Origin of the sequence: Sphingomonas sp. PP-CE-1G-424 (assembly GCF_004341085.1) — a bacterium.
Lineage (GTDB): Bacteria > Pseudomonadota > Alphaproteobacteria > Sphingomonadales > Sphingomonadaceae > Sphingomonas.
In genome coordinates, this window is record NZ_SLXW01000009.1 from 1 (window position 1) to 19,894 (window position 19,894).

Genomic DNA, 19,894 nt, shown 5'->3' on the forward strand with positions numbered 1-19,894 from the left:
GCGCGCGGCCGCGACGACCGCACAGCGCGAGGCGGCGATCCGCGAGGCGGCAACCGCCGCGGCGAACTTCCGCACGATCGCCGGCGCCTGATCCTGTTTCGAAGGACTTTCCGATGAAGAAACTCATGCACCTGGTCGGCGCGATCGTGCTGATCATGGTCCCGTCGCTTGCCAGCGCGCAGGCCGGTACCGCCAACTCGGTCGCCGCGCCGGCGGGCTTCGCCCCCATGCAGGCGCCGTGTGTCCAGCAGGCCGACAAGTCCTGCGTTGCCGTCAGCACGACCGCGCCGTTCCCGACGTCGGCCGTACCGCTGTCGGCCGCGGCGTCGACGGCGCTGACCGGTACCGTCACCAGCTCGGCCGTCACTCCGACGTCGGGCGCGGCGACGATCGCCGCCGGCGTCGCGACGATCGGCCCGCTCGCGCCCGAGCTCGGCCGCGGGATCCGCGTTATCCTGCGCGGCACCTGGTCCGGCACTTTCGCGCTCGGCACCTCGGTCGATGCCTGCGCGACGATCAATCCGCTGACGATCGGCGGGTCGACCTGGGGCAGCTTCACCGGCAGCGCGAACGAGATCGTCGATATCCCGACGCTCGCCGGCGTCGCCTACTGCGCCACGGCGACCGTCTCGGCCGGGACCCTCACCTATGGAGTCCGCCAGTGATCTCGATGATCATGCGGCGGCTGATGGCGCTCGCCGCCTTCGGCATGGTCGCCATGCCGGCGACGGCACAGGTAGATCCGGCCGCGCGCGGGCTGGCCGTGCAGGCGCAGCAGCAGACCGCGACGCTCGCACGCGAAGCGAGCATGCAGGGCGCGTCGCTCACGAAGTGGCGGGCGTGCCGGAGCAAGATCCGGGTCGCGGCGCTGGCGACGTGCAAGATGGCGATCGTCGGCGACAGCAAGTCGTTCGGCGCCGGCGCTGGTACCGGCGCGAAGTTCACGATCAACGCCTTCGGATCCTCGCGCCCGTCGCGCCTGGCGGCGCTGCTCGGACAGCAGGGCCTGGCGACGCGCACGAACAGTTGGTTCGGCGCTGGCGGTATGGCGACGCTCGCCGATGTCCTGGCGTATGATCCGCGCCGGACGGGGTTTTCTGCCTGGTCGGGCGGGTCCGTCTCCCTCGGCGGTGCCGCGCTCGCCACCGGCAACACGAACCCGGGCAATTTCCAGCCCTCGGTCGCAGTCGACCGCGCTTCGATCTTCTTCGTGCAGACGCCAAGCCAGGGCCAGTTCACCGTCTCCAAGGGCTCGGAGACGTTCACGCTCAACGCCGCGAACGCGACCAACGCGATCATCCGGAGCGAGATCACCTTCACCACGAAGGACGCCAGCCCGATCGTGATCACCCGCACCGCCGGCGGGTTCGTCAACATCGTCGGGATGATCGCCTGGGACAGTGCGACGCCTGGGATCGAGGTGAGCAACTTCTCGGTCTATGGTGTCGTCAGCGGGTACCAAGCCGATGTCAGCAACCCCTGGTCGCCGCTCAACGCGCTCGGTTACTATGCGCCGGATCTGACGATCATCAACCTGTGGACCAACAACCTCAACACGTCGGTACCGCTGGCGACGTCGGTTGCGGACGTCCAGGCGATCATCACCAGGGCGAAGCTGACCGGCGATTGCATCCTCGAATGGCCGTCGATCGCCGGCACGGCGCCGGCATATGGATCGGACGCGGTCCGCGCGCAGTGGCGGGCATCGCTCGTTACGCTCGCCTCGACCAACGGGTGCGCGTTCGTCGACGACGAGGCGTTGCTCGGAGGCCGCGCCGGGGCGGTTGCCAACGGCGCGACCGCGGACGGTGTCCATGAGGCCGGCTGGGCCTATGATGTCGAGGCGCAGACGCTGCTGCGCTACCTGCTCCAGTAGCGCGGTTGTCGCGGCGCCACTCACCAAGGCAGAGCTGACGCCGCGACAGCCTCTGATAGACGCCCGTTTGCCGATCTGACATAGCTGCGAGCGCCGACCGGAGCTTAGCCGCGACGACCGGCCCACGCGCGTGGTCACTCTGGGTCACCGGTTCGCCGGGTGGCCCGTGGAATATAAGACCCTTCGGGGAAATACGCGGGGCGTAGTTCCCAGAGTCTGCGCGGCTAACCACCCGGTCCGTCCGGTGGGTCGGCCGCGCAGTACCCCACCAATTCATCGAGATCGACGGCGATACGCCGTCTCCGACATCCTGCCGCGATCCGCGGCGGGCACCCGCCGATCGTCCCGATCGGCCCCCACCAGCGCGCGTAGCCGAGTGCTTTCATCCGGAAGGACCAAGCCCACCTATGCATGCCACCATCGCCGCCGCGCCGCCCGCCGCCTATCTCGGGGGCAAGCGTAACCTGGCGAAGCGCCTTTGCGCGCTGATCGAGGCAACACCCCACCGCGCCTATGTCGAGCCGTTCGTCGGCATGGGCGGCGTCTTCCTCCGCCGGCCGACGTCGGCGCCGGTGGAAGTGATCAACGACTTCTCCGGCGACGTCGCCAACCTGTTCCGCGTCATCCGCCGGCACTACGAGCCCTTCGTCGACGAGCTGCGCTGGCTGATCGCCAGCCGCGCCGAGTTCGATCGCCAGAACGCGATGGATCCTCGGCTGCTTACCGACATCGAGCGCGCCGTGCGGTTCATGTACCTCCAGCGCTTGGCCTTTGGCGGCCGCGTTGTCGGTCGGACCTTCGGCGTGCGCCGCGATATCGGTTCAAGGATCGACCTGGGCAAGCTGCGGGCGGAGCTGAAGCTGCTGCGCGATCGTCTCGCGCCAGTGACTATCGAGCAGCTGGACTATGCCGATGTCATCCGACGCTACGACGGCGACGGCACGCTCTTCTTCCTCGACCCCCCGTATGACGAGACGGCCGGCTACGGGATCGAGTTCGGCCGCGACCAATATCGAGCGATGGCGGAGCAGCTCGCGGGAATCCGCGGCCAATTCATCATGTCGATCAATGACACGCCGTTCATCCGCGAGACGTTCGCGCGCTTCGCGATCGCCGAGGTGGAGACGACATGGACGTTGTCGACGGCCGCGGCCGGCAGGGGGAAGAAGGTCACCGAGCTGGTCATTCGGAACGCAACGGCCTGAAACTTCGTGCTTTCGAGTAGCTATCCTGCGGTTTGGGGCGGGGTATCACTTGCCCCAAACCGGGGTACATGCCGCGTAAAACCGGCGGAAATGCGTGCTAGCGGCGGAGGGAATATCCGCCGTTCGGGAATGTCCGGAATGGGAAGGAAAGCGGACGGTCCGCTATTGGGAAGGCAGATGGCGTTAGCGGACGTCGCCTGACGCTGCGGCCTTTCTAAAAAGGATCGAATTTTGGAATGTCCGGGTTAGGAAGAAGGCGGGCGCCCCCTTTACGAAGTTAGTCTCGCCAACCTACTCTAGAATAGTCGAGCAGTTTGCGCACGACCGCTGCCGGCACCAGAACGGTTCTTCCATTAAGTCTCGCCCGGACCGGCGCAGGGGTATCCTGCCAGTCTGGATACTCTAGGAGAAGGGGGCTACGATCCCTTTCCCCTTCTACAAAGACGACGATCCGAGCCTCAAATATCGCTGATCTTGCATCAGCTTCTGGCAAATTCGGATCACAAATGCCGGCCATCGCCAAGCGCCAGAATTGTCGAACCATCGAGGCGCTACCTCCATGATCAATGATTTCATCAGGCGATGGAAAGACGCGGCGTTGAATGGTGATGGGAAATACGCGGACCTGGATTTGATCTCGGGGGGAGCCAGATGCACATATCGTAGATGACGCCCTATCAATGGAAGGCGCTGATCCGCTGGTCCCCGTAACAAGGGTCACAGCAGCGAATACGGTAATCCAGCTTCCTAACATCGCCTGCCACTCCGATCCTTTCCTACGGCTGTACACCAAGGGCGAATGTCAGCAATCGGCCGCTTGCTACCGATCCGTCTTCCCGAAATGGCCTGTTGGAGACGGAGAAACGGGAAGATGCGCTTAACGAACGGTCGTTATCGGGAGCCTTGATCGCCAGCCTGAAAGTCCGGGTGTGGGCGAAAGCGGCCGGGGTATCGATGACCCGAAATCGGGGGACGGCCTGCGCCCAAACCCGCTGAAAGGCGTGGTGGCGGCGGATAGGATATCCGCCGTCCGGGAATGTCTGGAATGGAGAGTTGAGGGGACATTCGTCGTCCACCTCCTACGCCACAGATACCCGATCGCTCAGGCGTTAGGCAGCAGCCAGCGGCTGACCTTGACCGGCATTCAGGGCGGCTGCCTGTAGATTGCGCTTCAATACACGCCACTGTTCATGGTGATAGCGTGCACGCGTCATGCATCGGTCGTTGATTTGTGCCGCTTCGTAGAGGCGCGAGACAAGCTTCGGGTATTTCTCCAACCGCTGCACAGGATCGACGCATTCTTCGACTTCGCGCACCGCCTCGCGGATCTTCTGCCAGCGTGAGAATGGCAGATCGATGCCCGTGTCACCGACAATGACCCCCGTAACGAGTCGCGGCGCTCCTGGCCGGAAGTCGCAGTCCTTGTGCGCGCGTAAGCCAGCACGGAAGATAAGGGTCCGCGCCTCGTGGAGCACCGCCCGCCCTGCACCGCGTCCCGACATGGTAATATCGTCGACGTAGCAGGTCATGGTGAGACCCCGACGATCGGCCAGCGCCTTCAGTTCGTCGAATAAGCCCTTGTAGGTATAGTAGGAAATAATCGGGCTCGCGGCGCTGCCAGTTGCCAGCTTGCCGTGAAAGCAGATCAGGTTCGCGAGCAACCCTGCCACATCCGGGGCACAATGCATCACATCGCGGAAGAAGTGCATAACCTTGTGCTGGGGCACTGACTGGTAGAACTTGGCGATATCCAGCTTGACGAGCCCACCAGCGCCGACATGCGCTTCAGCATTCGAGACGTAGGATCGACCCTTGACCGCTGAGTGAAGGTAGGCCGGTGCCTCAACGCGTACGAGGTAGTGATGGATTTTACGGTGAAGGGTTTGCAGAGCCTCACCTGGCTCTTGGATCATGCGACCGGTCTGCTTGTGCGGATAGACCTTGTAGCCGCCGTAGGCAGCTAGCTGGTCGAGCTTGTTCAAGTCCCACTTAAGCCGGTTCGCAAGCGCGTGCGGGGAGCGAATGCCGTACAGGTGACACCGCTCAATGGGTATGGGTTGGTTGCTTTTCCAGTTCGCTTTTGGCATCTTGATCGTCTTCCGCTATCCATTCCAGCATCTTGAGCACCTTGTCAGCGACATAGAGACGCGCTCGATCAAGCTTAGGACTCTGGGTCTGCTCGGCGAAAAGCATGAGCGATGATAAAGGGATGTCAAAGCGCTCTGCGTATTTCGTGAGTATGTCTAAACTTGGCTCTTTCCGCTTTCGTTCAATTTCATTAAGATATGATCGGGACATGCCAAGCTGTTCGGCTAACTCCGACTGAGTAAGCCTATGATAAAGTCTTAATGTTTTTAGCGCTCGTTCATACATGATCGTCTCCAACTAGACGTTGGAAGGAATTAAAGGGGACTTACGTAAGCATTTCCCCGATCTTCGCGACCACACGAATGATTCCATAGATTGCTCTAAGAATCGCCAACATGGTCGTCCAGGTCTTCGGTTTCAGAAGCGCATCCTTGATAGGATGCACCTTTCGACTATCCTCCGCACGCTTCTTCTCGGCATCCGGTACGGGTAAAGAACCCATAGGTACTCACTCCTGCATACTCGCCTCAGAATTAAGGCCAGCTCCACCGCAGCAGTGACAACGAGAGATGAAGCACCCCCCTAACCCTTCGCGCCCGCTCCACACGGGCGCGCCTTATCGGGGCCGGCGGCGGTCCCCGGGCGGGGTGCCTCCACACGAGCCGACAAGTAGGAGGACCGGCCGGAGCTGGTCCCGCAGGTGATTGCTCACCCAGAGGTTGAGTGGGATGTTGCCTTTTTCCCGAATGCTGAAGCCTATCTAAACGACGCAACGTAAGAGTCAACACTCTGTTCGCTGCCAGCGACAAAAATTCAGCCGGGAGTGTCTGCCTCGCAGAGTGGTTGCAGCGAAGGGCCTCTCCGCCGCAACTCGTTATGATTCCCAGTTCAGCGCAAGTAGCCGGCTTTCCCGGACGTGCCACTCAAACTGATCAGTCGTGATCTTCAGCACCCCCTCAGAGCTGGTAGCGTCTCTGGCTCGAAGCGGAAAATCGATGCCGTCGATGAACACATCGACGCTCTTCTGATCTGCCAACGCAGTGAAAAGGCGATGCGTCAAAGCTTCGGTCGCCTTCATATCCTCGTTTACCATCGACTTCGTCTCCCAAGTGGTCGTGGTAACTAGCTAACATGGAACCAGTATGCTGACTAACGCTGCGGTGAAAACCGCGCGGCCGCGCGCGGCCGCCTACAAGCTGTTCGATCAAGGCGGCCTGCACCTCTACGTGGCGCCGACCGGGAGGAAGTCGTTCCGCATTAAGTATCGCCTCGGCGGCAAAGAGCAGCTGCTGACGATCGGCGCTGTTCCCGAGGTGACGCTCGATGCCGCCCGGGATCGGTGCGACCAGGTGCGCGAGCAGCTCGGCCGCGGCGAGGATCCGAGAACTTGCGAACTTGCGCAAACCGGCAAGGCACGTGCTTTCGGGGACGTCGCGCGCCAGTGGCACGCCCACATGCGCCGGCGCTGGACGGAAGTGCATGCCGGCGACGTGATGGCGAGCCTTGAGCGCGACGTGTTCCCGGCGATCGGCGCGATGCCGATCGGCGCCGTTACCGTGCCGGTGATCCTGAACGCGCTGCGCGTCATCGAGGAGCGCGGCAGCCTGGTTACGGCCAGCCGCGTCCGCCAGCGGATCTCGGCCGTATTCGCCTATGCGATGGCGGAGGACCTGGTCGACCAGGATCCTGCGGCGATCGTCAGCCGCGCGCTCACCCCGCCGGCGCCGGCACAGCACCATCCCGCGCTACTCGAGATCGAGGATGCGCGCGCGCTGCTCGCCGCGGCCGAGCTTGTCGACGTCGCGCCGGTGGTGAAACACGCGTCGCGATTCCTGGCACTGACCGCGGTCCGTTTCGCCGCGGTACGCGGCGCGCGCTGGGAGGAGATCGAGGATCTCGACGGGGCCGCGCCGCTTTGGCGGGTACCGGCCGCGCGGATGAAGCTGGCGGCAGCGAAGAAGCTCGATGCGAAGAACGATCACGCGGTGCCGCTGTCGCACCAGGCGGTCGCGCTTATGCGCGAGATCCGCGGGAATATGCATCGGGACGATGCAAATATGCATGGTTTAATCTTCGATTGCGGCGCGGGCCGGATGATCGGCGAGAAGTCGATCGGCGCGCTGTACGATCGTGCGGGGTTCGAAGGGCGGCATGTCCCGCACGGCTGGCGCGCGTCGTTCTCGACGGTGATGAATGAGCGGGGATCGGACGGCGCCGACATCGAGCGGGCGCTGGCGCATACGCCGAAGGACAAGGTCAAAGCCGCGTACGATCGGAGCGAGCGCCTTCAGCGTCTGCGCGATCTGTTCCAGGAGTGGGCGGATCTGTTGGTCGACATCTGATCAGCGCCGCATGCGCGACGCCTGAAGCCGTTGGCACCGCTCGTGCTCCTCCCCCTCGATAGCCCCGGGGCGGCGCAAGCCGCCTCGCTCCGACAGCCGGGTCTTGGCGGTCGGGTTATCGGGTCAGGCCGTTGCGGCATGGGGGAGCATCAAACCTGCGTCGCGTAGCGACTCCTTTTGATCGTAGATCTATGAATCTGTCAGCGGTTCAGGACCGTTTCGGCACTCGCGCCCTGAGCATCGATGCGCGCACCGAGGCGAGCAAGAGCATCCCCCATAGGGCCGCTCAGGGTGGCCCTGGCGAGCTCGCGGCAGTTCAGCTGCGAAAGCATGTGCTGGCAATCTTCGTGCCGCTCAGCGTCCCTCTGAAGCTGGTCGACGGGGACGGGCGCAGGCCGCATCCAGCGCGGCAGGTACGCCAACACCGCCTGCGCTAAAGTCGGGCGGTAGGCATTCGATGTTTGTACATACCTCGGCTTGGCGCCCTCTTCCTCGACGCGTTTGAAACGCCGTTGCCGGAGCACAAATCCAACGTCCTCGAGGATCCGTATGCTTCGCGCTACGGTACGGCGGCCGAGCGAAGTTGCTTCGCTTAGATAGTCGTAAGAGGGGAACACCTTGCCCTGATTGAGCCGCGCAAGGGTAAGCATTTCCTCGAAGACGCGCACCGCGCCCGCGGTGAGCTTGGTGATCTTGCGCTCGGAAACGCTCAGGGTGCGCGCACCTGCCCTTTCGTCGCGCCGCAGCCGTCTGCCAGCATCAAGCGCACGTCGAGCGGTCAGGAGCAGCTTGTCGGTCTCTCCCTTCGCCGGGACGAACCAGAACATATCTTCGAAGGTGCCCGCCTCGCGACTGTCACGACGTACCGGCGCACCAGTTGGATGAGGGGCACCCGACTGCGATCGGCGACGCGCGCCGACGCTAGCGGTTGCCTGCTGGAAAACGGATGCGAACCGGCCGCCGATCGCGACGGCGTTCACAGGCCACCTCCGATCAGGGGTGTCGAGGCCCCTCGATCAGTTGCCCTGGTAGCATCTGCCCCACGCTGAGCATGTCCGCCCATTCCTGCGCGATCTCGCGACGTCGCGGCATGTAGGCGTAGCGATTGTAGATTGCCTCCACGCTGCCGGCGACGTGCGCCAGCATCAGATCGATGACCTCCCGATCGCCCTTGCGATCTTCCTCGGCCGCAAGCCTGTTCATCACAGTCGAGAAGGTTGCCCGCCAGCCGTGCGGCAGGTGAATTCCCGCGTACCCAGCCTCGCGATATAACTTGCTGATCGTACTGTCGCTGATCGGCCGATTCGCGAACCTGATCGAGCGGAAGATCAGCCCCTTCGCGTCGCTGAAGCCGATCGCGACCTGCACGATCTCGACCGCCTGGCGCGATAACGGCACGATGAATTCGTACGCTGGGTCGTTCCGGCGTTCCTGCGCAAGCTTCATCTTCGCAGCGGGAATTCGCCAGATCGGCGAATCGCCGTTCAGATCCTCGAACTCGTGCACCTCGGCGAGACGCAACACGCCCGATCGTACCGCGGTCAGCGCGAGCAACCTCGATGCCAACCGCGTCAGCGGATAGACGCGACGGCTCTCCACGACCGTCAGCAGCTTCCGCGCCTCGACGATCGTTTGCACCGCGGGATAGCGGCCGCGCCGAATCCTGCCGAGCGCTTTGCCCATTTCCGCCGCGGGGTTGTTCGTCGCGATCGCGCTGGCGATCGCATGGACGAAGATGTCCGAGATCCGCTGCCGGGCCCGATGCGCTACGTCCGCCGACCCACGCGATTCGATCGCTCGAAGCAACGCTACGATCTGCGGCGACGTGATCTGCGCGATCGGAATCTTGCCAATCGCCGGGAAGACGTCGTTCTCCAAGGTTCGCAGAACGTGCTTCGCGTGTCTGTCGCTGAACATCTTCGATTGGCTGGCGTGCCATGTCAGCGCGACTGACCTGAACGTGTGCTCGCTCTGCGCTGCCGCCTGCGCGGCCTGCACGAGGCGATCGATTGACGGATCCACACCCGACCGAAGCAGCGCTGCGGCTTGTTCCCGCGCGATTCGCGCCTTCTTCAGCGACACGTCCGGATATAGACCGAACGTCAGCCGCTTCTCCTTGCCGTGGATGCGGTACTTCCAACGCCAGGATCGAGCACCCGACTTCAGAATTTCGAGATAGAGCCCATGCCCGTCGAACAGCTTCGACTTCCCGTTGATCGGGGGCGACTTGCACTGAAGGTCGGTTAGCAACCGATGCCCCCAGCTCTAAAAAACCATGCCCCCATAATGCCCCCGAATGCCCCCGCCTAACATGGCGGCTTATGGAGGCTCCTGACGGCATCTGAAAGCCTGCAAAAGCCCGGAATTGCGTGCTATTTGACTGGCTATGACGGTCGATGGCGGGGGTGAATGGTGCCCGGAGACGGGGTCGAACCGCCGACACTGCGATTTTCAGTCGCATGCTCTACCAACTGAGCTATCCGGGCACGTCCGGTCAGGGACCGGAGAAGCGTCCGACCTTGCGATCGGAAGGGCGCGTTTAGTCGGGGTCTTCGGCGCTGTCCAGCCCCGTTTGCGCAATTGATCGGCCGGGAATGCGATAGCCTTCGCCGAGCCACTGCAACAGGTCGCGGTCGCGGTGGCGGCTCGAGCAGAACGGCTTGTACTCGGCCACCGCAGGCTGGTCGCAGATCGGGCATTTGACGGTGGGGGCGGTGGGCGTCATCGGGCACTCTCCAGTTCGTGGACGACGCCCGTACGGCGCGTGAGTTCCGCGAGCCAATCCGGGCGCGTCATCAGACGTGCATGGACGGCTGCGGGCAGGGTGTGGCGGCGCGAGGCGGTCGGCGGCGTGCGTTCGAGCGTACGGAGTGCCGCGCGGGTCGCGGCGCCAACCGGATCGGCGCGGAGGATCTCGGGGATCGACGCGCGGGGCCTTGGCCGGACGATCTGCAGAAAACCGAACCCGTTCATCGCGGTGCGCTCGAACGGTTGCGGCAGGGACTCGTCGATCGCAGCAGCGACGGCGTTGCGCTGCGACTTGCCGGCGATCGTCGGGAAATCGATCCCGATCGAGCCGCCGATGCCGTGTCGGCGTATCGCCCGCGCCACGCCATGAGCGGCGGCGACTGCGAGCGTATCCAGTGGCGGTGCGCCGTCGACGTCGAACAGAGTCATCGCCGGCGTTGGCGATAGCCGGAGCGCGCCGAGCGGGAACACGATCTCGCCGCTTACAGACTCGTCGAGGAGTTCGGACCAGCCCGCCGCCTCCAACGCGTCGGGTTCGTGGGCGCGCGGGCTGCGGATGGGCAGTCCGGTCGCCATAAGGCGCTCGTACAGTGTCGGGGCGGGGCAGGGCGGCAGGTCGCTGGGGACGGCCTTGGCGAGCTTCGCACGGCCCGCTTCGGGGAGGGCTTCGCGGACGATCTCGACGGTGAGGCTAGCGCCCTGCGTGATGCCGGGGGGGAGGTGGTTGATCAGCGCCTCGCCGCCGTCGAGCATGACGCGACCGCGACGGCCCGGGAGGAGTTCGACGAGCCGCGCGCGGGCGACGAGGCCGACCTTCAGTGCCTCGGTGTCGAGTTCGATCGCAGCTTCGACAATCTGATCATCGTCCACCAGCGCGGCGCGCGCCTCGCCGATACCGGCTTCGTAGAGCCATGTAGGCCCCGAGTCAGGCAAGCGCGACGCCTGCGGTCTTCAACAGCGCGCGCGTTTCGAACAGGGGCAAGCCGACCACCCCCGAATGACTGCCCGACAGGAAACGGACGAATGCCTCCGCGCGGCCCTGGATCGCGTAGCCGCCGGCCTTGCCCAGCCCTTCGCCGCACGCGAGATAATCGTCGATCTCGGCAGGGGAGAGCGGCTTGAACGCAACGATCGTATCGGCGATGCGCGTCCGGACCTTGCCGGTTGCGTCGATCACGCAGACCGCGGACAGACAATGATGACGCCGCCCCGAAAGCTTGCCGAGCAGCTCGCGCTGGATCTCGAGCGTGTCGGCGGGCGGCAGGATACGGCTGCCAAGCGCGATCGTGGTGTCGCCGGCGAGCACGATCTCACCCTCGGCGCGCGCGACGGCACTTGCCTTCTCGATAGCGAGGCGAAGCGCATAGGCGCGGGGCGGTTCGGCCTTGCGCGGGCTCTCGTCGATATCGGGGGATTCCACGCGCGACGGCACGACGCCGAGCCGTGCGAGCAGATCGCGGCGGCGGGGCGAGGAAGAGGCCAGGACCAGCATTGGTGCCTCGTTATAGAAGCGGCAGGCGCCTAGGCACCCACGGGCTTATTTGAAGCGGTAGGTGATGCGACCCTTGGTCAGATCGTACGGCGTGAGTTCGCACAGCACCTCGTCGCCGACCAGCACGCGGATGCGGTTCTTACGCATCTTGCCGGCGGTGTGACCGAGAATCTCGTGGTCGTTTTCGAGCTGAACCCGGAACATCGCGTTGGGGAGGAGTTCCACCACGCGGCCGCGCATCTCGAGCAGTTCTTCCTTGGCCAAATATAATCTCTGAATTGGGGGAATTTCGGGACGAGCGCCCTTACCGCAGGTTCGCGAAAAAGGAAAGCACGGCCAACAGCGCGCACAGGCGTGACGCCCGCACCCGCATGCGTTATCTGTATATCGGCGTTCGACTGCGATTGGACAAGAGCGTCAGACGCGAGCGGCGGACGAGATTCGTCACAACAGGCTGGGTTGAAGCGCGGTCGCCTCGCGGGCGGCGCGGCGGAAGGCGGCGCGGTCGACATTGGGGATGCGGGGGCGCTTTCCCTGGAACAGGTCGGCGAGCGTCAGGATCTGGAGCCTGGGAAACGTCTCCTCGACACCGGCGCGGTAGATGCCGACCGCGGCGGCGCGGCGCTCCATCTCGCGTGTCGGCTTGGCGTTCATGATGAGGATGCCGATCGGCGCCTTCTCGCGCGCGATCGTCGCCGCGAGCGTCTCGACCATGGCCGTGTCGGGGTTGCGCCCGCCCTTCACCGAGACGATCGCACGGTGCGTGACCATCTTCCCCGATGCGGCGTCGTGGTCGTTGAAATAGATCAGCCCGTCGATCCCGCCGTCCGCGCCCTTCTTCCGGCCACCGAACGGCAGCGCGTCGACCATCGACACTGCCCACCACTGGAACTGATATTTGTCGCGCAACGCCAGATCATAGGCGGAGGCGAGATCCTTTGGCGTGCCCTCGACCGTGAAGGTGACGGCGGGGAACGCATCCTTCATGCGCTTTTCGATCAGCGAGATGGCAAGATGGGTCACGTCGATCCCGATCCATTGCCGCTTGAGCTTCTCCGCCGCGTGTACGGCCGTGCCGCAGCCGCAGAACGGGTCTAGCACGACATCGCCTTCGTTCGACGAGGCGGCGATGATCCGCTCCAGCAGCGCCACCGGCTTCTGCGTCGGATAGCCGAGCCGTTCCTTCGAAACGGGCGCGATGATCGGAATTTCCCAGACGTCATTCATCGCGACGCCCACGGAGACACCGGATTCCCGGGTTGGATTTCGTGTGCCATCGGCCATGAACGTGACCTTCTGCATCGCGCCCTTCCACCTCTTGAGCGAACTCGGCGACTGCGGCCCGGTCAGCGTGTTGAACACGTTGCCCGTCTCGCTTTTGGTATAGAATAATAGGCAATCGTGCATCCGCTGGAACCGGTGCGAGACCGACGGCCACCGCCGATAGCTCCAGATGATTTCGTTCTGGAAATGCCGCTTGCCGAAGATCGCGTCGAGCAGGAGCTTCAGGTAATGGCTCGCGGTCGGATCGCAGTGCAGATACAGGCTGCCGGTCGGTTTTAGCACGCGGTGGAGTTCGAGCAGGCGGACCGCCATCATCGCCAGATACGCCATCATGTCGTTGTCGCCGAGGAACCCGCGCATTGCATTGAGCAGGTCGAACGCCTTGGTGCGGCCGCTGCGTGCAACCTGGTCGAAGGCGTCTTCGGCGCGTTCGTTCCAATGCCAGGTATCCTCGAACGCCTCGATCTGCGCGTTGGAGGACTTGCCGTCCGGTTCCTTGAAAAGAATGCCGTAGTTCGCGTTCGAATTGAACGGCGGGTCGAGATAGATCAGGTCGACGCTTGCGTCGGCGATCTCCTTGCGGAGGACGGCGAGATTGTCGCCGTAGAAGAGGTGATTCTCGGGACGGTTGCGCATCTCCGGAGGATGCGGGGACTATCGCCCGTGCGTCCAAGCGAGATGCATCCGTAGTCGGCGGATATGATCCGCAGTGGACACTTTCCGGCACTCAACCCTCGTGTTCGGCGAATCTATACTTTGGAAATGCGGTACGACCGCCTTTTCCGAATTGGCGCCGGTGATTGCCGAGCGGTCAGCATAACTTGGCCGCTCGGCGATCCGGTTCGATCAACCCACCCCGCCGCCGGCCAGTGCGGCCAGCAGCAGCAGAGCGACGATGTTGGTGATTTTGATCATGGGGTTCACCGCGGGACCCGCCGTGTCCTTGTAGGGGTCGCCGACGGTGTCGCCGGTGATCGCGGCCTTGTGCGCCTCGGATCCCTTGCCGCCGTGATTGCCGTCCTCGATGTATTTCTTGGCGTTGTCCCATGCGCCGCCGCCAGACGTCATCGAGATCGCGACGAACAGCCCGGAGACGATCACGCCCAGCAGCATCGCGCCGAGCGAGGCGAAGCCGGCGGCCTGGCCCGCAACCGCGGTGATGATGAAGTACACGGCGAGTGGCGACAGCACCGGGAGCAGCGAGGGTACTATCATCTCCCGGATAGCTGCCTTGGTAACGAGGTCGACCGTCCGTGCGTAGTCGGGGCGGCTGGTGCCGAGCATGATGCCGGGGTTGTTGCGGAACTGCTCGCGGACTTCCTCGACAACGGCGCCCGCTGCGCGACCGACGGCGGTCATCCCGAACGCGCCGAACAAATACGGGAGCAGCGCGCCGAGCAGCAGGCCCACGATCACGTATGGGTTGCTGAGGCTGAAATCGACCGTGACGTCGGGGAAATACGTCGCGAGATCGGTCGTGTACGCGCCGAACAGGACCAGAGCGGCGAGCCCGGCCGAGCCGATCGCGTAGCCCTTGGTCACCGCCTTGGTGGTGTTACCGACAGCGTCGAGCGCATCGGTTCTCTGCCGGACATCGTCGGGCAGCCCTGCCATTTCTGCGATGCCGCCGGCGTTGTCGGTGACAGGGCCATAGGCGTCGAGCGCAACCACCATGCCGGCCTGTGCGAGCATCGCGGTGGCGGCGAAGGCGATGCCGATGATCCCGGCGAGCTGGTACGCGACGATCACCGCGACGACGATGACGAGCGTCGGCAGCGCGGTGGATTCGAGGCTGATGGCGAGGCCCTGGATGACGTTGGTGCCGTGGCCGGTCTCCGAGGCCTTGGCGATCGACTGGACCGGGCGGTGATTGGTGCCGGTATAATATTCGGTGATCCACACGATCAGCCCGGTGACGACGAGCCCGATCATCATCGACCAGAACAGGTCCATGCCGGTGAAGCTCTGCGTCAGCGACGGTGCGGCCTGCGTGGTGAGGTCGTCCGTCGTCGGATCAAGGAAGCCTGCGCCGCCGATGACGCGGTGGAGGTCGCCGAGCACGTACTGCGTGGCGAGGTAGATCGCCGGGATCGACAGGATCGTCGAGGTGAAGAAGCCCTTGTAGAGCGCGCCCATGATGCTGCCGCCACCGAGCCGCACCATGTAGGTGCCGATGATCGAGGTGACGATGCACACCCCGCCGACGAGCAGCGGGAGCGTCATCAGCCGCATCAGCTCGGCGCCGCTCGCCTGGATCAGCAGCGCGATCGAGATCATCGTGACGCCGAGTGTAACGACGTAGGTCTCGAACAGATCGGCGGCCATGCCGGCGCAGTCGCCGACATTGTCGCCGACGTTATCCGCGATCACGGCGGGGTTACGGGGGTCGTCCTCGGGGATGCCCGCCTCGACCTTGCCAACCAGATCCGCGCCGACGTCCGCCGCCTTGGTGAAGATGCCGCCGCCTAAGCGCGCGAAGATCGAGATCAGCGATGCGCCGAATGCGAGTGCGGTCAGCGCCTCGACGATGATCCGGTCGTTGGGCGCATGGCCCGCGGGTCCGGTGAGGTACCAGAAGAACGCGCTGATCGCGAGCAGGCCGAGACCCGCCACGAGCATGCCGGTGACCGCGCCCGATCGGAACGCCAGCGTCAGGCCGGCCTGCAGAGAGGTGCGTGCAGCCTCCGCAGTCCGCACGTTGGCGCGGACAGAGATGTTCATCCCGACATAGCCGGCGACGCCCGAGAGCACCGCGCCGATGACGAAGCCGATCGTCGAGATACGCCCGAGCGTGAAGAGCAGGATCGCCGCGACGATGACGCCGACGATCGCGATCGTGGTGTATTGGCGGCCGAGATAGGCCTTGGCGCCTTCCTGAATGGCGGCTGCGATGTCTTGCATCTTTGCGTTGCCGGGGGAGGCGGCGAGCACCTGTCGACTGGTGACGAAACCATATAGGACGGCGATGACGCCGCAGATCATGGCCAAATAGACGGTCGTCATACGGCGCTATCCCTCTTGTCAGGTCCTCTCCGGTCTCGACTTTGCCGAGTCCCGATACAGCGAACCTATCAGTGCGGGGGTATTGCGCAAGTTATCCTCGGGGGCGGTGCTCATAGCCTAGACTTGGGGGGAGCGGGACGGGGGTGCCCGAGTCATGAAGGGTGAGGCCCGAGCCGGCTGAGAAAGCGCCGATCAGAGTGGCGTCGGTGGCGAAATCTTGCGGTGCAGCAAAAAGGAGTTGGTAGTCGTCGCCGGCGGTTGCGGCGGCGAGGCGGTCGCTGGAGAAGGCGCGGTAAGCGGCCGACAAGGGTATGCGCGAGAGGTCGACGCTGATGGCGAGGTCGCTGGCTAACGCCATGCGGGATGCGTCTATGAGGAGGCCGTCGGATACGTCCATCATCGCATGGACATGCGGGGCAAGTTTGCGACCGTCGGCGAGCCGTGGCTGCGGGCGCCGGTATGCGGCGAGGAGTTCGGCTGGGCCTTGCGCGCCGAGTGCGATGGTTAGCCCCGCGCCCGCGTCGCCGATCGTGCCCGTTACGTAGAGCGCATCGCCGTCGCGTGCGCCGCTTCGGGCGGGGGCCGCGGCGTTGCTGCCGAACGCGGTGAGGGTCAGGACTCGCGGCGCATTCGGGGGGAGCGTGACGGTGTCGCCGCCGATGATCCTCGTGTCGAAGGTGATCAGGACGTCGCCGAGCCCTTCGAGAAACGTGCGGTCCCACGCGTCGTCGCTGAGCGGATAGTTGAGGAGGACCCCCTCGGGTCTGGCCCCCTTTGCCGCGAGATCGGAAAGGTTGGTCGCGACTAGCTTCCACGCGACGTCCTGCGCGGGGTCGGTCGGGAGGAAGTGCACGCCTTCGACCAGCGTGTCGGTGGTAACGACGAGCGGGCCTGCGTCGAGCAGCGCCGTATCGTCGTTCAGTCCCCGAGCCGCGGGATGTAGCGGGAGCGCGCGTAAGGCATCAATGAACTCGGCTTCGGTCATGTTCGCCGCCTAACAAAGCCCCGTCATCCTGACGAAAGTCAGGATCCAGGGTAACGAACGCTGCGCATGATTACCCTGGATCCTGGGTCGAGCCCAGGATGACGATCGTTTACGCCCGCACTTCCTTGGCGATACCGTCGAGCAGCCCGTTCACGAAGCCGGACTCGCGCTTGTCGTAGAACGCGTGCGCGACGTCGACATATTCGCTGATCACCGCGGCGACGGGCACGTCCTTGCGCGCCAGCAATTCATACGTACCAACGCGGATAATCGCCTTCATCGGCTTGTCGAGCCGCGCGAGCGTCCAGCCCTTGGCCAGCTTGCCCTCGATCAGCACGTCGATCTCGCCGGCGCGCGCGTTGGCGCCGGTCACCAGATCGTCGAAGAAATCGACGTCCGCCTCGGCATATTCGACGTCTTCGATCGTCGCGCCGAGCCGGTGCTGGTGGAATTCGTTGAGCAGGACGGGCATCGCGGTGCCCTCCATCTCGTGCTGGTACGTGGCCTGGACGGCGGCGAGGCGAGCGGCGGCACGCGCCTTGGTGCGGGGGGCGGTTCGGGTCATAAGCGGTTGCCTGTAGGCGCGGGGGGCGTGTGTGTCAGCCCTTTGCGTTTCGGCGCGTGGAGTCGAAGAAGAATGGTTCACGCGGAGACGCGGAGGCGCGGAGATGTTGCATGCGGCGCAGCCGCTTCGATCTCTTCATCCGCTAGTGATCGAAGGGCCGCTACGCGGCAAGGTCGACACCTCCGCGTCTCCGCGTCTCCGCGTGAACCAATCTAACTGTTGAGCCGCAGCCGCAAAGCCACCGATTTTGCGTGTGCAGGGAGCCCTTCGGCGTTGGCCAGCGCAACGGTCGCAGGGCCGAGTTCGCGCAAGGCGGCTTCGTCCAATGCCAGGAAACTGGTGCGCTTCATGAAGTCGAGCACCGACAGCCCGCTGGCGAAGCGCGCACGGCGGCCGGTGGGGAGGACGTGGTTCGGGCCGGCGACGTAATCGCCGATCGCCTCTGGAGTGTAGCGGCCGAGGAAGACCGAACCTGCATGGCGGATGCGGTCGAAGAAACCTTGCGGGTCGGGGATCGCCAGTTGCAAATGCTCGGCGGCGAGGCGGTCGACCAGCGGGATCGCGTCCGCCAGCGTGTCGACGATGACGATCGCGCCGTTGGTATCCCACGCGACGCGCGCGACGGCTTCGGTGGCGAGGTCGCGCAATTGGCGGTCGACGGCGTCCGCGACCTTGTCGGCGAAGGCTGCGTCGTCGGTGAACAGGATCGACTGCGTGGTCACGTCGTGCTCGGCCTGGCTGAGCAGGTCGGCGGCGGTCCATTCGGGGTCGTTGAGCGCGTCCGCGACGACGACGATCTCGGAGGGGCCGGCGACCATGTCGATGCCGACGACACCGTAGACCTGGCGCTTGGCCTCGGCGACCCAGGCGTTGCCGGGGCCGGTGATGACGTCGACCGGTTCGATCCGGCCCGCGCCATAGGCCAGCGCCGCGACCGCCTGTGCACCACCGACGCGCCATACTTCGTCGACGCCCGCGAGATGCGCGGCGGCGAGGACCAGCGGGTTGATCTGGCCGTCGGGGGTCGGCGTGACCATCGCGAGGCGACCGACGCCCGCGACCTTGGCGGGGATCGCGTTCATTAGCAGCGACGAGGGGTAGGCGGCACGTCCACCGGGAACGTAGATGCCGGCGGCGTCGACGGGCAGCCAGCGTGCGCCGAGTCTCACGCCTGCGGAGTCGACCGAGTCGCTGTCGAGCGGGCGCTGTTTCTCGTGATACGCGCGAATGCGAGTGGCGGCGAGTTCGAGCGCGGTGCGGAGGTCGGGATCGAGCGCGTCGAACGCGGCTTTGCAGTCGGCGGCGTCGATCTGCCAGCCGGTGGTTTCGAGGTCGTGACGGTCGTGCTTTTGCGTGAGGTCGCGGAGTGCGGTCTCGCCTTCGCGGCGGACCGAGGCGATGATTGTGGCGACGTCTTGCGTGACGCCGGCGTCGGATTCGCGGCGGTCCTCGACCAGCGCGGTGAAGCGGGTGGCGAAGTCCGCGTCGGATGTGGAAAGGCGGATCACATTCCCCTCCCGCTTGCGGGAGGGGTCAGGGGAGGGGATGACATAGCCTCGCACGCTACGATCGGGGCGGGCGTGCCCTCCCCCGACCCCTCCCGCAGGCGGGAGGGGAGCAGAAGGTTGGCGCTCATGCTGCGATTTCCTGTGCTTCGACCGCGCGGCGGAATGCTTCGACCAATGGGACCACGCGGCTGCGCGTCTTCATCGCAGCGCGGTTGACAACGAGGCGGCTGGTGACTTCCATGATCGTCTCGACCTCGACGAGGCCGTTTTCCAGCAGCGTGCGGCCGGACGATACGAGGTCGACGATGCGCGGCGCGAGACCGAGCGTTGGCGCCAGTTCCATCGCACCATTGAGTTTCACGCACTCCGCCTGCACGCCGCGCGCCGCGAAATGCGCGGCCGTCACGTGCGGGTATTTGGTCGCGACGCGGACGTGACTCCAGCCGCGCGGATCGTCCTGCGCGGCCATCTCGGCAGGTTCGGCGACCGACAGCCGGCAATGGCCGATGCCGAGGTCGACCGGCGCGTAAAGCTCCGAATAGCCGAACTCGGCGATCACGTCCGACCCGACGATGCCGAGTTGCGCCGCCCCGTGCGCAACGAAAGTGGCGACGTCGAACGCGCGCACCCGGATAAGCGAGATCGCCGGATCGTTGGTCGCGAACCGGAGCGCGCGAGAGTTCTCGTCGGAGAACGATGCTTCCGGATGCACCCCGGCGCGCGCGAGCAACGGCAGGGCTTCGGCGAGGATGCGTCCCTTGGGGACGGCGATGATGATCTGGGACTCTGGCACGCGCC

General features: G+C 64.8%; 20 protein-coding genes and 1 tRNA gene. 4 read left to right on the plus strand and 17 right to left on the minus strand.

The annotated features are described in order from the left end of the window. Positions 1-113 precede the first annotated feature (113 nt). The 3 genes from C8J43_RS19015 (at position 114) to C8J43_RS19025 (ending at position 3,081) form a co-directional block, all read left to right on the plus strand. Positions 114-665, plus strand: a complete 552-nt coding sequence (locus tag C8J43_RS19015; protein ID WP_133032202.1) for a hypothetical protein — start codon at positions 114-116, stop codon at positions 663-665. After that, positions 662-1,876 (plus strand): SGNH/GDSL hydrolase family protein, encoded by a 1,215-nt coding sequence (locus C8J43_RS19020; RefSeq protein ID WP_133032203.1) that lies wholly within the window; start codon positions 662-664, stop codon positions 1,874-1,876. The genes C8J43_RS19015 and C8J43_RS19020 overlap by 4 nt, the downstream gene beginning before the upstream one ends. 407 nt (positions 1,877-2,283) lie before the next feature. Then, positions 2,284-3,081 (plus strand): DNA adenine methylase, encoded by a 798-nt coding sequence (locus C8J43_RS19025; RefSeq protein WP_133032204.1) that lies wholly within the window; start codon positions 2,284-2,286, stop codon positions 3,079-3,081. 1,109 nt (positions 3,082-4,190) lie between these two features. On the opposite strand, the gene C8J43_RS19030 is transcribed toward C8J43_RS19025, so the two are convergent. From C8J43_RS19030 to C8J43_RS19040, 4 genes are all read right to left on the minus strand, one after another. Beyond that, entirely contained in the window at positions 4,191-5,063 is an 873-nt protein-coding gene (locus C8J43_RS19030; protein WP_165899689.1) for a reverse transcriptase family protein, read from the minus strand. Positions 5,064-5,124: 61 nt separating this feature from the next. Next, complete coding sequence (locus C8J43_RS19035) at positions 5,125-5,454, minus strand: helix-turn-helix transcriptional regulator (protein WP_133032206.1); 330 nt, start codon at positions 5,452-5,454, stop codon at positions 5,125-5,127. Positions 5,455-5,494: 40 nt separating this feature from the next. Beyond that, positions 5,495-5,671 carry a hypothetical protein gene (locus tag C8J43_RS22030; protein ID WP_165899690.1) on the minus strand — a complete coding sequence of 59 codons (177 nt, stop codon included), beginning with the start codon at positions 5,669-5,671 and terminating at the stop codon, positions 5,495-5,497. A 372-nt stretch (positions 5,672-6,043) separates the two neighbouring features. Next, positions 6,044-6,247, minus strand: coding sequence for a hypothetical protein (locus tag C8J43_RS19040; protein WP_133032207.1), 204 nt, complete (start codon positions 6,245-6,247; stop codon positions 6,044-6,046). Between the two features lie 64 nt (positions 6,248-6,311). Between C8J43_RS19040 and C8J43_RS19045 the strand changes: the two genes are divergently transcribed. Beyond that, positions 6,312-7,511, plus strand: a complete 1,200-nt coding sequence (locus C8J43_RS19045; RefSeq protein WP_133032208.1) for an integrase arm-type DNA-binding domain-containing protein — start codon at positions 6,312-6,314, stop codon at positions 7,509-7,511. A 200-nt stretch (positions 7,512-7,711) separates the two neighbouring features. Here the strand turns inward: C8J43_RS19045 and C8J43_RS19050 are convergent, their stop codons facing one another. The 13 genes from C8J43_RS19050 to hisG all read right to left on the minus strand — a co-directional run bounded on the left by C8J43_RS19050 (position 7,712) and on the right by hisG (position 19,889). Next, entirely contained in the window at positions 7,712-8,491 is a 780-nt protein-coding gene (locus C8J43_RS19050; RefSeq protein WP_243645685.1) for a helix-turn-helix domain-containing protein, read from the minus strand. 13 nt (positions 8,492-8,504) lie between these two features. Then, positions 8,505-9,761, minus strand: coding sequence for an integrase arm-type DNA-binding domain-containing protein (locus C8J43_RS19055; protein ID WP_133032209.1), 1,257 nt, complete (start codon positions 9,759-9,761; stop codon positions 8,505-8,507). 160 nt (positions 9,762-9,921) lie between these two features. Beyond that, positions 9,922-9,997: transfer RNA gene (locus tag C8J43_RS19060), tRNA-Phe, on the minus strand. Positions 9,998-10,050: 53 nt separating this feature from the next. Beyond that, positions 10,051-10,236 carry a DNA gyrase inhibitor YacG gene (gene yacG / locus C8J43_RS19065; protein WP_060525858.1) on the minus strand — a complete coding sequence of 62 codons (186 nt, stop codon included), beginning with the start codon at positions 10,234-10,236 and terminating at the stop codon, positions 10,051-10,053. Beyond that, positions 10,233-11,192, minus strand: coding sequence for a ribonuclease (locus C8J43_RS19070; RefSeq protein ID WP_133032210.1), 960 nt, complete (start codon positions 11,190-11,192; stop codon positions 10,233-10,235). The genes yacG and C8J43_RS19070 overlap by 4 nt, the downstream gene beginning before the upstream one ends. Then, positions 11,185-11,751 carry a nucleoside triphosphate pyrophosphatase gene (locus tag C8J43_RS19075; protein WP_133032211.1) on the minus strand — a complete coding sequence of 189 codons (567 nt, stop codon included), beginning with the start codon at positions 11,749-11,751 and terminating at the stop codon, positions 11,185-11,187. The genes C8J43_RS19070 and C8J43_RS19075 overlap by 8 nt, the downstream gene beginning before the upstream one ends. Positions 11,752-11,796: 45 nt before the next feature. Continuing rightward, complete coding sequence (infA, locus tag C8J43_RS19080) at positions 11,797-12,015, minus strand: translation initiation factor IF-1 (RefSeq protein ID WP_031441079.1); 219 nt, start codon at positions 12,013-12,015, stop codon at positions 11,797-11,799. A 180-nt stretch (positions 12,016-12,195) separates the two neighbouring features. Then, positions 12,196-13,671, minus strand: a complete 1,476-nt coding sequence (locus C8J43_RS19085; RefSeq protein ID WP_133032212.1) for a site-specific DNA-methyltransferase — start codon at positions 13,669-13,671, stop codon at positions 12,196-12,198. A 210-nt stretch (positions 13,672-13,881) separates the two neighbouring features. Continuing rightward, a complete protein-coding gene (locus C8J43_RS19090; RefSeq protein WP_133032213.1) occupies positions 13,882-16,038 on the minus strand; it encodes a sodium-translocating pyrophosphatase in 2,157 nt (718 codons plus the stop codon). 91 nt (positions 16,039-16,129) lie between these two features. Beyond that, positions 16,130-17,023: a thiamine-phosphate kinase gene (thiL, locus tag C8J43_RS19095; RefSeq protein ID WP_133032214.1), complete on the minus strand. Its 894-nt coding sequence runs from the start codon at positions 17,021-17,023 to the stop codon at positions 16,130-16,132. Between the two features lie 109 nt (positions 17,024-17,132). Beyond that, the gene (gene nusB / locus C8J43_RS19100; RefSeq protein ID WP_056488135.1) at positions 17,133-17,588 is read right to left on the minus strand and encodes a transcription antitermination factor NusB; all 456 of its coding nucleotides are present in this window, start codon (positions 17,586-17,588) and stop codon (positions 17,133-17,135) included. A gap of 212 nt (positions 17,589-17,800) precedes the next feature. Then, positions 17,801-19,096, minus strand: coding sequence for a histidinol dehydrogenase (gene hisD, locus C8J43_RS19105; protein WP_133032215.1), 1,296 nt, complete (start codon positions 19,094-19,096; stop codon positions 17,801-17,803). 124 nt (positions 19,097-19,220) lie between these two features. Then, on the minus strand, positions 19,221-19,889 hold the full coding sequence (gene hisG / locus C8J43_RS19110; RefSeq protein WP_243645686.1) for an ATP phosphoribosyltransferase: 669 nt from the start codon (positions 19,887-19,889) through the stop codon (positions 19,221-19,223). Positions 19,890-19,894 lie beyond the last annotated feature (5 nt).